The sequence below is a fragment of the Citrobacter sp. Cf118 genome, assembly GCF_030334095.1.
In the GTDB taxonomy this organism is placed as follows: Bacteria; Pseudomonadota; Gammaproteobacteria; order Enterobacterales; family Enterobacteriaceae; genus Citrobacter; species Citrobacter freundii.
Genome location: NZ_JAOWES010000086.1, coordinates 109965 through 128284 on the forward strand (window position 1 = coordinate 109965; position 18320 = coordinate 128284).

General features: G+C 52.3%; 18 protein-coding genes. 4 read left to right on the forward strand and 14 right to left on the reverse strand.

Going from position 1 to position 18320, the window contains the following annotated elements; translation table 11 throughout:
• Positions 1-10 precede the first annotated feature (10 nt).
• Positions 11-538 carry a rhodanese family protein gene (locus OGX67_RS14650; RefSeq protein ID WP_032949883.1) on the reverse strand — a complete coding sequence of 176 codons (528 nt, stop codon included), beginning with the start codon at positions 536-538 and terminating at the stop codon, positions 11-13.
• Between the two features lie 9 nt (positions 539-547).
• Positions 548-847, reverse strand: coding sequence for an ArsR/SmtB family transcription factor (locus OGX67_RS14655; RefSeq protein WP_003037247.1), 300 nt, complete (start codon positions 845-847; stop codon positions 548-550).
• A 184-nt stretch (positions 848-1031) separates the two neighbouring features.
• Between OGX67_RS14655 and OGX67_RS14660 the strand changes: the two genes are divergently transcribed.
• Both OGX67_RS14660 and lysM read left to right on the forward strand, forming a co-directional pair.
• Complete coding sequence (locus OGX67_RS14660) at positions 1032-1190, forward strand: YqaE/Pmp3 family membrane protein (RefSeq protein WP_003037242.1); 159 nt, start codon at positions 1032-1034, stop codon at positions 1188-1190.
• A 95-nt stretch (positions 1191-1285) separates the two neighbouring features.
• Entirely contained in the window at positions 1286-1735 is a 450-nt protein-coding gene (lysM, locus tag OGX67_RS14665; protein WP_003037241.1) for a peptidoglycan-binding protein LysM, read from the forward strand.
• 12 nt (positions 1736-1747) lie between these two features.
• Here the strand turns inward: lysM and csiR are convergent, their stop codons facing one another.
• The 9 genes from csiR to OGX67_RS14710 all read right to left on the reverse strand — a co-directional run bounded on the left by csiR (position 1748) and on the right by OGX67_RS14710 (position 12125).
• Positions 1748-2434, reverse strand: coding sequence for a DNA-binding transcriptional regulator CsiR (gene csiR, locus OGX67_RS14670; protein ID WP_003037236.1), 687 nt, complete (start codon positions 2432-2434; stop codon positions 1748-1750).
• Between the two features lie 45 nt (positions 2435-2479).
• Positions 2480-3880 (reverse strand): GABA permease, encoded by a 1401-nt coding sequence (gene gabP / locus OGX67_RS14675; protein ID WP_204583332.1) that lies wholly within the window; start codon positions 3878-3880, stop codon positions 2480-2482.
• 142 nt (positions 3881-4022) lie between these two features.
• Positions 4023-5306 (reverse strand): 4-aminobutyrate--2-oxoglutarate transaminase, encoded by a 1284-nt coding sequence (gene gabT, locus OGX67_RS14680; protein ID WP_071696792.1) that lies wholly within the window; start codon positions 5304-5306, stop codon positions 4023-4025.
• Between the two features lie 25 nt (positions 5307-5331).
• Positions 5332-6780 (reverse strand): NADP-dependent succinate-semialdehyde dehydrogenase, encoded by a 1449-nt coding sequence (gabD, locus tag OGX67_RS14685; RefSeq protein WP_032944689.1) that lies wholly within the window; start codon positions 6778-6780, stop codon positions 5332-5334.
• Positions 6781-6803: 23 nt separating this feature from the next.
• Positions 6804-8072 (reverse strand): L-2-hydroxyglutarate dehydrogenase, encoded by a 1269-nt coding sequence (lhgD, locus tag OGX67_RS14690; RefSeq protein WP_048232655.1) that lies wholly within the window; start codon positions 8070-8072, stop codon positions 6804-6806.
• Positions 8073-8091: 19 nt separating this feature from the next.
• Positions 8092-9069, reverse strand: coding sequence for a glutarate dioxygenase GlaH (glaH, locus tag OGX67_RS14695; protein ID WP_003839704.1), 978 nt, complete (start codon positions 9067-9069; stop codon positions 8092-8094).
• Positions 9070-9308: 239 nt separating this feature from the next.
• Positions 9309-10022 (reverse strand): MgtC/SapB family protein, encoded by a 714-nt coding sequence (locus tag OGX67_RS14700; RefSeq protein ID WP_257651598.1) that lies wholly within the window; start codon positions 10020-10022, stop codon positions 9309-9311.
• A 31-nt stretch (positions 10023-10053) separates the two neighbouring features.
• The gene (locus OGX67_RS14705; protein WP_003037215.1) at positions 10054-11289 is read right to left on the reverse strand and encodes an MFS transporter; all 1236 of its coding nucleotides are present in this window, start codon (positions 11287-11289) and stop codon (positions 10054-10056) included.
• Positions 11290-11300: 11 nt separating this feature from the next.
• On the reverse strand, positions 11301-12125 hold the full coding sequence (locus OGX67_RS14710; RefSeq protein ID WP_003037212.1) for an MBL fold metallo-hydrolase: 825 nt from the start codon (positions 12123-12125) through the stop codon (positions 11301-11303).
• A gap of 334 nt (positions 12126-12459) precedes the next feature.
• Between OGX67_RS14710 and OGX67_RS14715 the strand changes: the two genes are divergently transcribed.
• Positions 12460-14634 carry an extracellular solute-binding protein gene (locus OGX67_RS14715; RefSeq protein ID WP_257651597.1) on the forward strand — a complete coding sequence of 725 codons (2175 nt, stop codon included), beginning with the start codon at positions 12460-12462 and terminating at the stop codon, positions 14632-14634.
• A 52-nt stretch (positions 14635-14686) separates the two neighbouring features.
• Here the strand turns inward: OGX67_RS14715 and OGX67_RS14720 are convergent, their stop codons facing one another.
• A complete protein-coding gene (locus OGX67_RS14720) occupies positions 14687-15292 on the reverse strand; it encodes a short chain dehydrogenase (protein ID WP_257651596.1) in 606 nt (201 codons plus the stop codon).
• Positions 15293-15390: 98 nt separating this feature from the next.
• On the opposite strand from OGX67_RS14720, the gene OGX67_RS14725 reads away from it, so the two are divergent.
• Positions 15391-16281 (forward strand): LysR substrate-binding domain-containing protein, encoded by an 891-nt coding sequence (locus OGX67_RS14725; protein WP_257651595.1) that lies wholly within the window; start codon positions 15391-15393, stop codon positions 16279-16281.
• 70 nt (positions 16282-16351) lie between these two features.
• Here the strand turns inward: OGX67_RS14725 and OGX67_RS14730 are convergent, their stop codons facing one another.
• Together OGX67_RS14730 and OGX67_RS14735 are read right to left on the reverse strand one after the other, a co-directional pair.
• Complete coding sequence (locus OGX67_RS14730) at positions 16352-17866, reverse strand: tripartite tricarboxylate transporter permease (RefSeq protein WP_003826025.1); 1515 nt, start codon at positions 17864-17866, stop codon at positions 16352-16354.
• A gap of 10 nt (positions 17867-17876) precedes the next feature.
• Positions 17877-18311: a tripartite tricarboxylate transporter TctB family protein gene (locus OGX67_RS14735; protein WP_008321484.1), complete on the reverse strand. Its 435-nt coding sequence runs from the start codon at positions 18309-18311 to the stop codon at positions 17877-17879.
• Positions 18312-18320 lie beyond the last annotated feature (9 nt).

Genomic DNA, 18320 nt, shown 5'->3' on the forward strand with positions numbered 1-18320 from the left:
TGATTACCGCTTAATGAGTACGTCGGTTCCAGGGCATTTTGTCCAGCAGACGCGCCATGCCGCAAAAGCCAGTCACGCCAGCGAGAATCAGCCCGGCCCCGACAAAACCGCTCAGCAGGAAGAAAGCACTGCTGACGGCGTAACCCAGAATAACACCGAGTAAGGCAAGGCTACCCGCGGCTATCTGCACCTGACGCATCAGCGGTAACGGTTGTGAACTGTCTTTCGTCACCGGCAACCCTGCGGCTTTCCAGCCGTCAATTCCACCTTCCAGCAGCCAGACCTGCGCGGGCGCAGCAATGGCGCTCAGTTTTGTTGCCGCATTTTGTGTACGTTTGCCTGACTGGCAGTGAAAAATCACCTGCTCGGCGCGTAAATTCGCAGGCAGCGATCCCTGTTCAAGCGCGGGCAACGGTGCCAGATGAGCCTCAGGAATATGCTCGTGCAGATACTCGTCAGCGTCGCGGATATCAATCAGTTTTGCACCTTGCGCGACCAGTGTCTGCGCCTCGCGCGGGGAAATCGTCCCAATAGTCATGATGGCTCCTTATGGGCAATACAGTGTTTTTAATGTGGCGATCAGCGAATTCACGGCCGCATTTTTAATGGAGTAGAGGATGCGCTGGGCATCGCGCTGGCTTTCTATCAGACCTTCTTCACGCATACGCGCCAGATGCTGGGAAGTGGCGGAAGGGCTAAGGCCGGTAACACGGGCTAACTCGCCTGCGCTGGTACCGGGTGAACCGCAGAGCATGCACAAAATCAGCAACCGTTTCGGGTTACTCATCGCTTTTAGCAGGGCGGCAGCTTGTTCTGCGCTGGCCTGGAGTTGTTCAAGTTCAGTCATATGTATTTAAGCACAATCTAAATTAAGCACATTCTAAAATAAACAACCAACGTACGCCAGCGTAAAGAGCGTAAAGGAGGGTAAAACAGCCGCGGAATGCTGGCAGAGTTGGGTAGAATGGCTACTCTTAGAGATAAAATCTCTTTTTAAACAATGATTAATTTTTTGCTTGTAGGGAGTGTGTATGGGTTTCTGGAGAATCGTTTTTACTATTATTCTGCCCCCGCTTGGCGTGCTGCTGGGGAAGGGGTTCGGCTGGGCATTTATCCTCAATATCGTTCTGACGCTACTGGGCTACATCCCTGGTTTGATCCATGCCTTCTGGATACAGACGCGTAATTAATTCCTTTCAACTACGGCGCTTTGGCGCCGTTTTCTTTGGCCCCCTTTCTCCTCTGCTACACTTTTGGGTGTTAATTGTTAATTACCGAGGTGGATATGGGACTCTTCAATTTTGTAAAAGATGCGGGTGAAAAACTGTGGGATGCGGTCACTGGAAACCATGACACAGCCGATCTGGCAAAAAAAGTGCAGGAACACCTGAACAAAACTGGCATCCCTGATGCGGATAAAGTGGACGTGCAAATTAACGAAGGCAAAGCCACTGTTTCTGGTGATGGATTAAGTCAGGAGGCGAAAGAAAAAATTCTGATCGCGATTGGTAATATCTCCGGTATTGCCAGCGTAGATGATCAGGTTAAAACCTCTGCGCCCGCGAGCGAAAGCCAGTTTTATACCGTTAAATCAGGGGATACCCTGAGCGCTATTGCTAAACAGGTTTACGGTAATGCCAACCTGTATAACCAGATATTTGAAGCGAATAAACCCATGCTGAAAAGTCCGGATAAAATCTATCCTGGGCAGGTGTTACGTATTCCGGAGCAGTAATATTATTCAGGCTTATTCCGTCAGCAATTTACCGGACATCGCCTGTTGAATAATCGGAATCGGCGTCAGCAGGTGCTGGCGCATTAATTCGCTGGCGCGCGCGGCATCGCGTGCCAGAATTGCTTCGGTTAACGTTTGGTGCTGATCGTGTTTGTCTTCCAGCATCTCCACCGACAGCACCGTTTTTCGCAGCCAGATAAACCGGTAGCGCGCCGCCAAATCGAACAGTCGTTCGCGCATTTGCAGCAGATATTGTGAACCACAGCCAGCGACAATCGCCGAGTGAAACGCCTGATGGCGCTGATCCCACTCGTCGAGCATCTGTTCGCTGGCATCAATGGCTTCAAGCTTACTAAGCATATGCGCGCGCGCCAGAATTTCAGCTTCCCAGGCGTCGTCGCCGCGTTCAATGGCCAGCGCGACCAGCATGGCTTCCATATTGGCGCGGGCATCGAAAATATCGAGCAACTCCTGCTCTGACATCGGGGCAACACGATACCCTTTCTGATTTACTACCGTCACCAACCGCTCGGCAACTAACTGCGAAAGCGCTTCGCGTAGCGGTCCCACGCCAAGCTCATAGCGTGAGGTCAGCAGGCTCATACGCAGTTTTTCATCAGGCTGATACACACCGCGGATGATGTCGTTCTTCAGCCAGCGGTATCCATCAATGGCCGTCGGTTGGGGAATGGCGGTCATGGTCATACTCCTGAAAGGATTTCCCGGCCTGCGCCGGGAACAGGTTTAATGCGTATTTTGCAATGGTGCTTTTTGCCAAGATAGCAGTTTTTTCCAGCGTGACATAATGGGCACGGTGCAAATAATTCCTATGGCTAACAATCCGGTAGAGATAACTTCCAGCTGTTGTGCCGGACGAAACAGCATGACCACCAGCACAAAGATAATAAATGCGATGACCAGCCAGGTAAGCCACGGATAGAGCCACATTTTCAGTTTAATTTCACCGCCTCGCGCCAGCAGGATTTTGCGCATCCGCAGTTGAGAAACGGCAATGACCAGATAGACCAGCAGTGCGATGGCACCGGAACTGTCGATCAGGAATTTAAACACCTTGGCCGGGGCGTAATAGTTGACGATGACGGTGAGGAATGCGGCACCGGTAGACAGCAACACCGCCACATAAGGCGTTTTACTGCGGTTCGTTTTACCCATAAAGGCGGGGGCATCGCCACGGCGGCTCAGGGAGTAGAGCATACGCGAGGACGTATACAGCGCGGAGTTGAGACAGCTAGTCACCGACAGCAAAATGACGCAATCCATGATCAATTTCGCGTGCGGGATATGCAGTAGCTCCAGTACCGAGCGGTAAGAACCGACTTCTTTCAGTCCCGGCATGTTCCACGGGATCAGCGCCACCACCACAAAAATAGAGCACAGATAGAAGATGGAGATACGCCAGATAACCGAGTTGGTGGCGCGAACGATATGTTTATCCGGGGTATCGGATTCGGCGGCGGCGATGGTAACTATCTCTGCGCCCATAAAGGAGAACATGGTGATTAACATTGCGCTGATCACGGCGCCAAAACCGTTGGGCATAAAGCCGCCCTGATCCCACAGGCGCGAAACCCCGCTGACATCGGCATAAGGGTAGAAACCGCTAATCGCCACCGCGCCGAGGGTTATAAACGCCAGAATGGCAATCACTTTGCACAGCGCCAGCCAGAACTCGAACTCACCATAATTTTTGACGCTCAGCAAATTACTGCCGGTTAATGCCAGCGTGATAACCAGAGAAAACAGCCAGATAGGAATACCAGGCACCCAGGAGTGAAGAATGATGGCGGCGATATTCGCCTCCAGCGGGATAACTAACACCCAGAACCACCAGTATAACCAGCCGATGGTGTAACCCGCCCACGGGCCAATGGCCTTATCGGCGTAAGTGGAAAAAGAACCGGTATCCGGGGTGGCAACGGCCATTTCGGCCAGCATGCGCATAATCATCACCACCAGCAATCCGGCGAACAGATAGGCTAATAATACTGCGGGACCGGCTTCTGCAATCGCCACACTTGAACCGACGAACAAACTTGCGCCGATTACCCCGGCAATAGACAGCATGGTGACGTGGCGTGATTTCAGCCCGCCCCCTAAATCATGTGATTGTGACAGTTGCCCCATCTTTAAACCTCTCGAAAGTATTTCACTTGGGAGAGCACCCCGGCATTCCCGCGCCGGGGCACGCGTATTATTGTTATTGACCCTGTTTGCCGGATGGCGGCTCCGCCTTATCCGGCTTAAAACTCCCCGTTTTGATACGGGTTTAACCCTGCTTTGCCTCGGCAAAACACTGGGCGATAATGTCCAGCCCCTGGCGGATTTGCGCGTCTTCAATAGTCAGCGGGACAAGAATGCGCAGCACGTTGTAGTAAGGTCCGCAGGAGAGCAGGATTAGCCCTTTATCGCGGGCACGAGCGACAATTTCAGCTGTCAGTTTGGCGTCTGGTTTCGTGTGGTCGCCGTTTTCGAACAGTTCGATAGCAATCATCGCGCCCAGCCCGCGTACGTCGCCAATCTCGCGGTGGGTTTCCGCGATAGCCAACAGGCCTTCACGCAGGGTTTGCCCCAGCTCGTTGGCTTTTTGCAGCAGATTTTCCTGCTCGAAAATGTTTAGTACCGCCAGCGCAGCGGCACAGGCAATTGGGTTACCGGCATAGGTACCGCCCAGACCGCCCGGTGGAATAGCGTCCATGACGTCGGCGCGTCCGGTCACGCCTGCCAGCGGGAAGCCTCCGGCGATGGATTTAGCGAAGGTGGTGAGATCGGGCGCAACGCCCATCTGCTCCATGGCAAACAGCGTACCGGTGCGGCCCGCACCGCTCTGTACTTCATCAGCAATCAGCATGATCCCGTGTTCGTCACAAATAGCGCGCAGACGTTGCATAAAAGCAGGAGAAGCGGCGTAAAAACCACCTTCGCCCTGGACGGGTTCAATTACGATGGCGGCGACGTCTTCTGGCGCGGCATCGTTTTTGAAAATGCGGTGAATACTGGCGATAGCATCGTCGTCACTGATGCCGTGCAGTGGGCAAGGATAAAGCGCGCGATACACGTGGCCCGGCATCAGCCCCATTCCGGCAGAGTATGGGTTCACTTTCCCGGTCAGTGACAAGGTGTAGTGGGTACGGCCGTGGTAAGCACCGCTGAAGGCGATTGTGCCGGTGCGTTTGGTGGCGGCGCGGGCGATTTTCACCGCATTTTCTACCGCTTCAGAACCGGTGGTCACCAGCAGGGTTTTCTTGGCGAAATCACCCGGCACTTTCTTATTCATGATTTCGCACAGCTCCAGGTATGGCTCATAGGCCAGTACCTGGAAACAGGTATGGGACAGCTTTTTCAACTGCGCTTCTACCGCAGAGACGATCTGCGGGTGCAGGTGACCGGTGTTCAACACTGCAATACCGCCAGCAAAGTCAAGGAATTCACGGCCTTCAACGTCCCAGACCCGACAGTTTTCTGCACGCTCGGCAAAAATAGGGTGGATCTGGCCTACGCCACGGGGAACGGCGTTGCTGCGACGTTGCATAAGTTCTTTGTTGGTGCTCATCAGGTGTTCTCCAGTATTTATTTTATTAAAGGCCGATGCACATATATTTGATTTCTAAGTAGTCTTCGATGCCGTATTTTGATCCTTCACGGCCAAGACCGGAGGCTTTGATTCCCCCAAACGGGGCGACTTCGTTGGAGATAATGCCGGTGTTAATCCCGACGATGCCGTACTCCAGCGCTTCGCCAACGCGGAAGACGCGACTTAAATCACGGGCGTAGAAATAGGCGGCCAGACCAAATTCGGTGTCGTTGGCCTGAGCGATGACGTCGGCTTCGTCTTTAAAACGAAACAGCGGAGCCAGCGGTCCGAACGTCTCTTCTTTGGCGACCTTCGCGTTGTCAGGCACATCCACCAGAATGGTGGGCTGGAAGAAGTTACCGCCGAGCGCATGAGGTTTACCGCCCGCGATAATGCGCGCGCCTTTATCCAGAGCATCGGCGATGTGCTCCTGCACCTTGGCGACCGCTTTTTCGTCGATCAACGGTCCGGTGGTGACGTCAGGTTGCAGACCATCGCCGAGGTGCAGTTTGCTCACAGCCTGCTGAAGTTTTTCGGCAAAACGCTCATACACACCGTCCTGCACGTACAGACGGTTGGCGCAGACGCAGGTCTGCCCGGCGTTACGGAATTTCGAGGCCAGCGCGCCTTCCACGGCTTTGTCGAGATCGGCATCGTCAAAGACGATAAACGGTGCATTGCCGCCCAGTTCCAGCGATACTTTTTTGATGTCTTTGGCGCACTGCTGCATTAACTGACGGCCAATTTCGGTTGAGCCGGTAAATGACAGTTTGCGCACTAGCGGGTTGCCGGTCAGCTCGTTACCGACCGCGCTCGCAGAACCTGTCACCACGCTGAAAACGCCTGCCGGGATCCCGGCGCGATTAGCAAGCTCTGCCAGCGCCAGTGCGGAGTAGGGGGTTTGGCTGGCGGGTTTAAGCACCATCGTACAGCCTGCTGCCAGCGCCGGACCGGCTTTACGGGTGATCATCGCTGAGGGAAAGTTCCACGGCGTAATCGCGGCGGTAACGCCGATCGGCTGCTTGATGACGATCAGGCGTTTGTCAGCCTGATGGCCAGGGATCGTATCGCCATAAATGCGTTTGCCCTCTTCGGCAAACCACTCAATAAAGGAGGCGGCGTAGGTAATTTCGCCTTTGGCTTCCGCCAGTGGTTTTCCCTGTTCCAGGGTCATCAGACGGGCGAGATCGTCTTGATGCTCAATCATCAGGTTGAACCAGCGGCGCAGAATGTTGGCCCGCTCTTTGGCAGTCAGCGCACGCCAGGCCGGCAGAGCGCGGTTTGCGGCGTTAATCGCTTCGCGGGTTTCATCTGCCCCCATTTTAGGTACGCTACCCAATTGCTGACCGTTGGCGGGATTGGTCACCGCGATGGTCTCGCCGCTGTTAGCGTCACGCCAGTTGCCGTCGATCAGTGCCTGCTGGCGAAATAAGGTTGGATCGTTAAGTTGCATGATTGCTTCCTGTCTTAATCGGTTTAACGGGTAAATGCGGCGTGTAATGTCTCCACGCTACGTGCCGCACGCAGCGTGCGTCCGGGATTACTCTGGTTCTCCAGCAGCGCATGAACTTTGCTGACAATATGTGCACCGATAGGGATTGCCGATGTTGCCGCCGGAGAAGGCGCGTTACAGGTGTGAATTGAACGTGGCGTGGTGACAAACAGAAAATCGTCGATAAGCTTGCCATCAGGTGATACCGCCTGTGCCCGCACGCCCGCAGGCCACGGTTGCAGATCCTTAAGCATCAGGCTCGGACAGTACTTTTGTACCAGCCGCAGATAACCGCTTTTGCACAGCGAATTCTTCATTTCGCCAAGCCCTGAGCGCAGGTTGTTTTGCAGCACGCGGCGAATACCAGAAGAGCCGAGGATCTCCAGCGTATCGCTGAGCGAGAAGTCACGCTTACGGTAGCCTTCACGTTTAAATGCCAGCACCGCGTTGGGGCCGACCGTGACGCTGCCGTCAATCATCCGGGTCAGATGAACACCGAGAAACGGCATTGCCGGGTCGGGGATGGGGTAGATCAGATGGTTAACTATCTGATTATGTTCTGGCGCCAGGCGGAAATATTCGCCACGGAACGGGCAGATGATAAAGCCAGGTTCAACGCCGAGCATTTTCACCAGTCGGTCCGCCATCAGGCCAGAACAACTAATCAGCGTCGCGCCTTCATATTCCTGACCCTGACGGGTATGGACAATCACGCCCGTAGCGTGCTCTTTCAGCGCGCTGACCTCGGCGTTGTAAATAATCTCACCGCCTTTGGCCTGGAAAATATTCGCCATCGCGGCGGTGACTTCACGGTAGCTGACGATCCCGCTCGACGGAACAAAAATGCCGCCCAGACCGGTGATATTCGGTTCACGCTCGCGAAGCTCCTGCGCATTCAGCCATTCGCGCTCCAAACCGTTAGCGGCGGTGCGATCCCATAGCGCGCGCATGCGCTCCATTTCCAGAGGGGAGGTGGCAACCAGCATTTTTCCGCAGACGTCGTAGCGGATGCCGTTTTGGTCGCAAAAGGCTTTTGTGGCGCGATTTCCGGCCAGGCAAAACTGCGCCTTCAGGCTGCCGGGAGTGTAATAGACCCCGGCATGAATGACGCCGCTGTTGTGGCCCGTCTGGTGACAGGCCGGGCCGGACTCTTTTTCCAACAGCGCAATTCTGGCGTCCGGATAGACATCAATCAGCTGCATGGCGGTCGACATGCCGATAATGCCGCCGCCAATAATCACAAAATCATACATCCGCTTTTTTCCTTCGCGCTTACTGATGAGTCTGGTAGTGGTTTGTCGCGTAAGCGAAATAACCACGTTGGCGCATCAGTTCGCGGCGCAGGTCAGGATGCGAGGTGAAACGATCGCGACCGTGTAGCCAGAACAGGTTGTTGATCAGCAGGAATTTACCCACTGAAACCGGTACGGAAATAATACTTTTGCTGGTTTCCAGCGCGTCGGACAGGTCACTCAGCCAGACGCCTTCTTCATAGTCTTTTGGCTGGACGAACTGGTCGATGTAGCGCATCACCGGACGACCCTGCTGGTCAACGTCAAATACCGGATGGAACACTTCCTGGCTCACGTTTTTGCTTGGCGGCGCGGCAAAGCGCATAGGGCGACGCGCCAGCGGATGGGTAAAGTACTGATCCAGATGTTCCCAGTCGTCGAGGTGCAGCAGCAGCGAGTTACCGCCGGTCATGTTCTGCTCGTCAATCTTCATCATCAGCACGTAATCGGTGATTTCTTCGAGATAGGTTCCGTCGTTGTGCAATTCCATCACTCGGTGAGGCTGGCGCAGATAGCTGTCTGAGTTATCGACGTTTTTCACCACAAAACGTGCGTAATATTGACCGCTCATCGCATCAAAATTCGAGCGTCCGATTAGATGTGCTACCGCCGTCGCCAGCTTGACCATCTCTTCTGCCTGCGCCACATCATCCACGCCAACGGCATTGATCAGCAGTGCGCCTTCGGCACGATCGAGCAACGTTTTCAGCAGCAGAGGCTGCAACTGATTGCCGCACAGGTCGTCGAGGATCTTGCCCACTTTGAAGCGCAAGAAGGATTTGTATTCCAGCGCCTGCACCGGCCACTGCGCGACGGCCTGCAGAAATTGCTCAGTGGTCTCAGCAGAAAAAGTCAGCTCCAGCAGGCGTGGGGATTGGGCTGACGGTTTCAGCGTGAAACCGCTGTAGTGCTGGGCTGGATCTTCAGCGTTTGGTTTTACGGCAGTCAGTGCGTTCATCAAATCGTTCCTCTCAGTAGATTGTCAGGGAGATATGGCGCAGCTCGTTTCGTAGCCATAAATTAAAAATATCTACATTTTTGAAAAACGCGCACATAATGAGCTTGTTTGTTTATTATTTGTGATCAAAAGCAACAAATATTTAACATTGCAAACAATAGGGATTTAAAGCGAAGACAAGGATAGAGCGGTTATATCAGGTGGTAACCACCTGATTTTAAAGAGGGAAATAAAGCATCTTAATGTTCAAGAGCAATAGCGCAGACGTGTTCAATATGAGTGAGATCGTGGTACAAGTCAGGCAAGGTCATCTTCTTACGAATTACGATTTTGAGATTAACCTCGATTTTACCCTTCTTAATATCCCTGATCGTTATGTTTTCAATAATGTTTTTCTGTTGATGGATGCGGGTTATCAGATTTTCGAGCGCATCGCGTTCATCAAGAATAACCCTGACTTTTACTTTTCCGGGGAACTGGTTTTTAGTCTGTAAGAAAATAATGAACGGGCTTAATTTAATTGCCAATAAAAATAAAGCCGTGGCAAAAAAAGCATGAAAATAAAAACCGGCCCCACAGGTGATTCCCACTCCAGCAGATGCCCAGACAATTGCCGCAGTAGTGAGACCAGAAATAGCATCGTCGTGTCGGTGCAGAATGACTCCCGCACCGAGAAAACCAACGCCACTAATAATCTGAGCCGCCAGACGCATAGGATCGCTACGGATGTTCATCGAAATTTCAGCATAGTATTCTGCAGATTGTATTGATACGACAGTTAACACACAGCTGGCTACGGATAAAATAACGCAAGTTTTGAAGCCAACCGGCTTCCCTTTCGATTCTCTTTCCAGGCCTATAATGCCACCCAGAATAAATGCAATGCTGATTTTGATGATCGTAGTTAAAGGCAACAATCCTTGCTCATTGATGATGGCGGCCAGATTATTCATGCAATTACCTTAATGAAAGAGTCTTTAACGATCAAGAGTTTGCTTTTTTCAATGGGAGGTCTGCTTTGCGTTTTGAAATATCGTCCCGGAAGAATATCAGGAAGAATACGCTGACCACTGCGGCAACGCCTGCTGAAACTAGCCAGAATGTTTCCCATTGCGGTAACGCCTGTGGGCCTTGTTCCGTCACGGTGCTGTTGAAGATTTGACCGCATACGGTAGAGGCAAACAGCAAACCGACGCCGTTGGAGACGATAAATCGCAAGCTTTGGGCTTGTGCTTTGATCTCTGGCGCGGCTTTACGGTCAACATAAATGTCGCCCACGGTAAAGAAAAAGTCCCAGCAGAATCCCTGCAACATCAGGCCGATCAGCACAAACATCATGTTGGCATCCAGTGATGCATGAGCAAACAACAGTGTGCGGATGATCCAGCAAACGGCGCCCAACATGAGAGTAATTTTGAAGCCGGCTTTCAGTAAGAAAAACGAGAGCAGGAACATAAAAATGACTTCACAGGCGATGCCGACCTGCATCATTGACGCGGCGTTATCGAATCCAAGCGCTTTTAAAAAGACCGGGATATAGGCGGAATAAGCTGTTTTGGGGATCATCAGGACAAAAATACTGAGCATCAAAACCGAGAAACTGCGGTCCTTGAAGAGTGCCAGAGCGTCCAGACATAACAGATCGCGGAGTGTAAATACGCTTCCTTTTGCTTTCGGTGGGGTGTTTGGCAACGTAAAGCAGTAAAGGCCGAGCACGACACCGGAGGCTGACGCAATATACCAGGTGATGGTATTTCCAGAATAGCCCATTTCACCAATAATAAAACCGATGACCATAAAGCCAAATGTGCCGAACACACGAATAAAGGGGAAGTATTTCACCCCGTTAATGTGGCTGAAACTGATGCTGTTCGCCAGCGCAGTTGTTGGATAAAACAGCAGACCGACCAGGAAGATCATGGTCAACGTCATGCCCGTGTTTTGTGCCTCAATAAATTGTGGAACAAACAACAGTACGCCAGCATTAATTAAATGCAGGATCGCCATGACTTTTTGTGACGAAAAGAAACGGTCGGCTACCATGCCAATAAAGAGTGGCGAAAGAATGGTCGCCAGACCAAGCAAAGCATAAGATGAGCCAATAATGGTCGCCATACCATAGGTACTTAATACCAGTCCCATGGTCATATTCCAGGCGCCCTGCATGAAATATTGTATGAACATCATAACCAGCAGGCGTGGTGTTTTATTAAGGTCCATATTGCATATCCTTATTGGTTGATGCTCAGGTTAAGCCCATCCCAGGCGACAAGAATGTTCTCTTTGTCGCACGCCGCCACGAGATCGTCGTGCAGTAGACCGCCGCTGTGTGAGACATGCGAGACGATGAGTTGGCTATTTTTCTCAAGGCAGCCCAGTTCTGCAAGCCTGTCTCTGGCGGCGAAAACGGTTTCCAGACTCATGTGGTTATTTGTACGGTTATCACCATTAAAACCGTAGGTACATTCCAGCACCGTTAAATCGATCTTTTTCCCTTTCAACCATTGCCAGGTGAGTTCAGGGAACCAGCCCGAATCATGTCCATAGAAAATTGACTGACCATCTTTTTCGATAAACCAGGTATAACAAAGCTCCCATTTGGCATGGTTCGCCAGCAGTGGAGTGATTCGGTATCCGCGGGTTTCAACGGTTACGAAGGGAACCAGGCAATGAAAAGCAAATCTTTCTGCGCTGTAGCCTGGTAATACTTGTGCCGCGCCGTTAATCGCACGGTCATTACCAAAAATGTGCAACGGATGAGTAATCTCAAATCCGTACCCTTCCATTCGGCTAAAAAGATCGCCGACGTTGAAATGATCGGGATGTGTATGCGTGAACAGCAGCGATTTGATCTCTGTTGCGTCCAGGCCATCTCGCAGCAGTTGCTGGCTGAATTCAGGCGCGACATCAATCAACAGTTCATCGTCGATGATCGCTGAGGAGTGCGTGCGTATATCTTTGCCTTTGCGAATACGGGCTTGCTGACAGTGCTCACAACGGCAAAAAGGATTGGGTATCCCTTCGGATGCTGCGGTTCCCAGAAAATGAATATTCATGTTTCCCTCTTGATCAAAACAGAGTGTTGTTTTTTGAACGAAAATGTAATGAAACGTAATTGGAACGTGTCAATTATTATCCTGCAGCTTCAAGGCAACAACGATCTTTTGTTGCATAAGTGATCCTCTTCAAGAATTTAATAATTTATTTTTATATTTCATAGCTTTGAAATTTTTAGTTCATTTCTTCGTGCTATGTGGGGTTGAAAGGTGGTTATAAGAATGTGTTGATAAAATGCACTTTTTAATATTGTAACGTTCAAATTATCTTGCTGGAGATAGTTTCCTGATGAGCGCCGTGCTAGCATCAAAACATCAGGGGAAGGGTGTAAAAATGCCAACTATCAAAGACATAGCAAGAATTGCCGGTGTGTCGCATGGGACTGTCTCGAATGTGCTCAATGGCAGAGGAAATGTAAGCGTTGAGAAGATTGAAGCGGTTCAACGTGCGGCCCGAGAAGTTGGCTATCAGTTGAATGCGCAGGCGCAATCATTGAGAGCCAGCAAAAGTCAGGGAGTGGCCTTGATTCTGCCGGACATCAATGCGGAACGTTACTATCAACTTTATCGGGGATTACACCAGGCCTGGCAACCTTCACTCAGCGAACCGGTTGATCTTTACCTGACTAATGATTTGCCCAATCTGGAACTGGATATTTTGCAAACACTGGCGGCAAAGTCTTACCAGGCTGTTGTCACCGTGAGTTGCCTGGACAACAGCCAGCCCTATTACGATATGCTCAGGCTCTCCCCGGAGAATGTGCTTTTTGCGTATCGCCAGCCAGCCGGTGCAGTTTGTTATTTTAGCCTTGACTATGTGACCGCAGGGGAAGAAACCGCAAGAAGGGCACTGGCGCAGCTGCCGGGTCATATTGGTGTTTTCTGCGAGCCGCTGGAATTTGCCCACAGCGCACGCTTTACTCAAGCGATACAGAAGGTATGCCGGGAGTTAAGTCCGCACACAAAGCTTATGGTTATACCTGCGCATGCCAGTGAAGTTAACACCGTCGCGTTTGACTTTTTCCGGGGGGCGATACCCGATCTGTTTATTGTTCAGGACAGTGAGAAGACGCGTGCGTTGACGCAAGCGTCCTGGTTTGGGAGTTCTCAGTCCTGCCCGCCGATAGTACAACTGAGTGATAATCTTCCTGCATCTTTTGATGGAATCACCAGCTATCAGATGGATTATGCCCGCCTGGGGACAACTATTGCTTCATGTATTCGCCAACCCAAAAGTAAAGAGAAGCACCGTATTCTGACGAATTGCGGTTTTTCCTGGAATGGGCAATACGCTCCGCCTCATGAGACGGAGGCGACGCTGAATATGTTAATTTTGCCCAGCCCTTCGACCGATGCGCTGAAGAAACTGTTACCTCACTTTTATCGCCAGACCGGTATTAAGGTTAATCTTGCGGTTTATCCGTATGATGAGGTTTTTGAAATTCTCTCTCATCTTCACCTGCACCCTTATTACGATTTACTGCGAATCGATATGGCATGTTTTCCCTGGTTTGCAGAAAAAGCATTATTGCCGCTGGAGTCGGTCTCCCCCGAACTCCCGTTATTGCTGGATAACTTCTCTGAGCAAATTCAGCAGCACTTCAGCCAGGTGAATGGGACTGCATGGGCAATTCCCTTTGATGCCAGTATGCAGCTTCTGTTTTATCGACGAGATCTGTTTGAAGATGCGACGATTAAACGGATGTTTTATGAATCAACAGGCAAAGAGTTAACGCTACCAGAGAATTTCGCACAATTTGATGAGATTGCCGCTTTCTTTAGTCAATTGCATCAGCCAGAAAACAGACAGCGCCCAATGGGAACGGCGGTGACGTTGGGCAGCTCAGGACTTATCGCCACTGAGTACTTGCTACGTTACTACGCGTTAGGTGGACGATTGGTGCGTGAGGGCGAGCCGGTACAACTTGATGCTTCGCTTGCTGCCGCTGCACTCGAAGAATATCTGCACCAGCTTTCTATCGCCGTGAATCTCCCTGGTGAGTGGTGGAGTGATGCGGTTAAACAGTTTGAGCGTGGAAATCTCGCCATGCTGATTATGTATCTCAATTTGTTTAACGATGTTGCGCATACGACCATCGCCCCCACGATTGGCTATGCTCCCGTTCCGGGGCAGCTTCCACAATTGGGCGGTGGTTCTATTGGAATGTCTCGCTACAGTAAGAAGAAAAAACAGGTTGAGCAGTTTTTTCATTGGCTTTATTCCGATGAAATTTCGCGCCATCTGGTTCTATTGGGGGGCAACAGCGCCTGGTCTGGAATATGTCACGATCAAAATGTTCTCAATCTCTACCCGTGGTTTAATTTACTGAATGAAAAAGGCATGACGGGAATACGGGAGTCTCAGGGAAGTAAAGGTGAGCCTTTTAACCTGCGACAGGCAGAGATTATTATCGGGCAAGGCGTGACGAATGCGATTAACGGCATTATGGACGTCACGCAGGCCGTGGAATACATCAATGCGCGGATCAGAAACGAAACGGGTGCCTGAAATATGCGACTCCTCGCCTCTTACTGATGACGTAAGAGGCGAGAAAAAGCGGTTAACAATAACCCACTTTATAAATGCGCCCGCTCTGGATGCCTTCGACGCTGCGGCGATAGGCGTTGGCGACCGTGACGGCGGGGACGCTTTCAAAGCCGGGGAAGAACCCGTCATAGGCTGCGGCGGATTCACTCAGCACGGTCGGGCTTATCAGGTTAATACGCTGACCACGCTCTAGCTCACAGGCAGCGGCGCGCACAAATCCTTCCAGACCGGCATTGATCGTTGCCGCATTTGCGCCTTGTGCGATGGGCTCGTGGGCGATAATGCCGCTAATTAACGTTATCGAACCGCCATCATTGAGGAAATGCTGCCCGGTTAAGGCCAGACGTATCTGGCCTAACAGTTTATCCTGAAGCCCCTGATTAAAGTCCTGGTCGGTCATTGTCGACAGCGGTCCAAAGAACAGATTGCCGGTGGCGGAAACGATCGCATCTACCCGACCGACTTTTTCGAACAATGCCTCGACACTCACCTGCGAGGTGATATCGACCTGGTAATCCCCCTGCGTGCGACCTACGCGGATCACCTCATGTTTACGGCTTAACGTTTCTGTGACTGCGCGACCCACTGTACCACTGGCACCAATAATGACGATTTTCATAACCACCTCCGCAATAGTGTGAGCCGCTATTCTTTAATGAAAATGAAATCGGATAAACTGGCTAAAAGTTAGATGATTACTAACCAGGGGTTTGCAATATGGATAAGTTACGCGGCATGGAAACGTTTGTCGCCGTGGTGGAGAGCGGGAGCTTTACTTCTGCGGCGACGAGGCTCGAGATGTCTGCGGTGATGGTGGGAAAATATATCGCCCAACTGGAAGCGCAGCTCGGCACGCGTTTGCTGGAGCGCAATACGCGTCGCCAGAGTCTGACCGATGCCGGACGCGTCTATTTTGAAGAAGCCCGTCGCGTGCTGGAGCAGGTATCGATAGCCGAACGTTCGGTAGAGCGTCTGCGGTTGGCACCAGCAGGGACGCTGCGCATAAGCGCGCCCACGTCTTTTGGCGCTTGCGTGATCTCGCCACTGGCCGCTGCGTTTTTACAGATCTGGCCAGAGGTGCGCATTGAACTGGATCTAACCAACCGGATGGTTGATCTGGTTAATGAAGGTGTTGATCTGGCGATCCGCATTGGCGATATCCATCAGACTGACGTGGTGGCGAAATACCTGTGTCCCTACCGTATGGCAATTTGTGCTTCGCCAGAATATCTTGCCCGCCATGGCACCCCCCGAACGCCCGCGGATCTGGTGGATCATCTGTGTCTGTCCCATACCGTGTGGACGGCCCGCAACGAGTGGATACTGCCTGGCGTGACGGGGGAAGTCAGATGGAAACGCGATGCGATTCTGCGCTGTAACGATGGTCATGGACTGCGTATGGCGGCGGTAGCGGGGGCTGGGCTGTTATTGCAACCGGAGGTGCTGTTGGCAGAAGAGCTGGCTACTGGCAAGTTGGTTCGTATTCTGGAAGGATTTACGCCACAGCCGCGGCCGATTCATTTGCTGTGGCGACAGGATTTGCGTCCGTTGCCCAAGCTGACACGGTTTGTTGAGCACGTTCTTAGTGCAGTTCAGGAATTAAGATGAAAATGCCGGATGGCGCTGCGCTTATCCGGCCTACAGTGGCGATTAATCGTAGGCCGGACAAGGCGCGTTACTAACCGATATCCACCTGCGGTTTGCTGTTGCGTTTACGGATCATGCGCAGCACTGGCGGGACCACGATAACCAGTACCGCCATCACCAGCAGCACTTTCGCCACGCCGCTGGCCCACAGAATATCCATACTCCCGTTACTGATAGACAACGCCCGGCGCAGGTTCTGCTCCAGCATTTCCCCGAGAACGAAGCCCAGAATCAATGGCGACATTGGGAAGTGCATTTTACGCAAAATGTAGCCCAGCACGCCGAGGGCGACCATCAACACCAAATCGAAGGTAGTGCTGTGGACAGCGTACACACCTACCGCGGAGACTGCCGCAATAGCGGGTACCAAAAACCACAGCGGAATGGTCAACATGCGGGTAAACAGACCGATCAGTGGAATGTTCATCACCAGCAGCATTACGTTAGCGATCAGCAGCGCCGCAATCAGCCCCCAGACGATATCCGGCTGTTCAGTGAACATCGCCGGCCCCGGGGTGATGTTGTACAGCGTCAGCGCGCCCATCATCACCGCCGTGGTACCGGAGCCCGGCACGCCGAGCGTCAGCATTGGGATGAAAGAGCCGCAGGCCGAGGCGTTGTTGGCGGCTTCTGGTGCCGCTACGCCACGAATATCCCCCTTGCCAAAGCTGTCGCTGTTGCCGCTGAGCTTTTTCTCGGTCATGTAGGTGATGGCACTGGCAATGGTGGCGCCAGCGCCAGGCAGAACGCCGACGAAAAAGCCAATCACTGATGAACGCAGGGTGGCTCCTACGCACTGTGCGCCTTCTTTGGCGTTGAACAACATGCGGCCCGTTTTACGCACCAGCGTCTGGCCACTGCTGGTATGTTCCAGCATTAACAGTATTTCAGAGACAGAGAACAGCCCAATCACCACTACGATAAACTGCACACCGTCGGAGAGATGGACACTGTCAAAAGTAAAGCGATAAACCCCGGTGTTGGCATCTACGCCGACGGTCGCAAGTCCGAGACCGATAAGCGCTGCCAGAAATGATTTCAGCGGATTTTGCGCCATCATGCTGCCGAGACAGGCAATGGCGAAAACCATTAAGGCAAAGTATTCTGCCGGACCGAAGGCCAGCGACCATTGGGCTAACGCCGGGGCAAACAGAATGATGCCGCCGATGGCGATAAGCGAACCAAAGAAAGAGCTGACCGCCGAGATAGAGAGCGCCACGCCGCCGCGTCCTTGCTGCGCCATCGGGTAACCATCCAGCGCGGTCATAATCGCCGCCGCATCGCCGGGAACATTCAGCAGGATGGAGGAGATGCGCCCGCCATATTCACAGCCAATGTAGACCGTAGCCAGCAGGATCAGCGCGGATTCTGCTGGCAGATGCAAAGCAAAGGCCAGCGGCAGCAAGATCGCCACGCCGTTGATTGGCCCAAGGCCAGGCAGCAAACCCACAATGGTGCCTACAAAACAGCCTATCAAGGCGATGACCAGGTTTTCCGGCGTCATTGCCACCGCGAAACCCTGAGAAAGATAAATCCAGGTATCCATCGTTTCTCCGTTAACCCAGCCAGGCGCCGAGTGGTAAGGTGACGTCAAGCAGTCGGTCAAAGGCATACCACAGCAGAATGCCGAGCACCGCGCCGGAAATACCCGCAGCCGGGATGGTTGCGCCGAACAGCATGCCAATCACCACGGTGAGAATGGCGGTAGCGATGGGAAAACCGAGCCACTCAAAACCCCAGGCGTACATCAACAGAACAATTACCATCGTCAGCAGCTTTTGCAGCACGTGGCGACGGGGCCAACTGATGGTGTCCGGATGGCGCAACAGCAGCGCCACGGCGCATACCAACATCAGACTGATAATGCCCAGCGGGAAGGGACGCGGCCCTACGGGTTCATAGCTGTATTCGCTGCTGATTTGCCAGGCCACGAACAGCCCGGCTATGCAGAGCAACAGCCAGATACCTGCAAAAATACGATCGCTCATCATCTTTGCCTC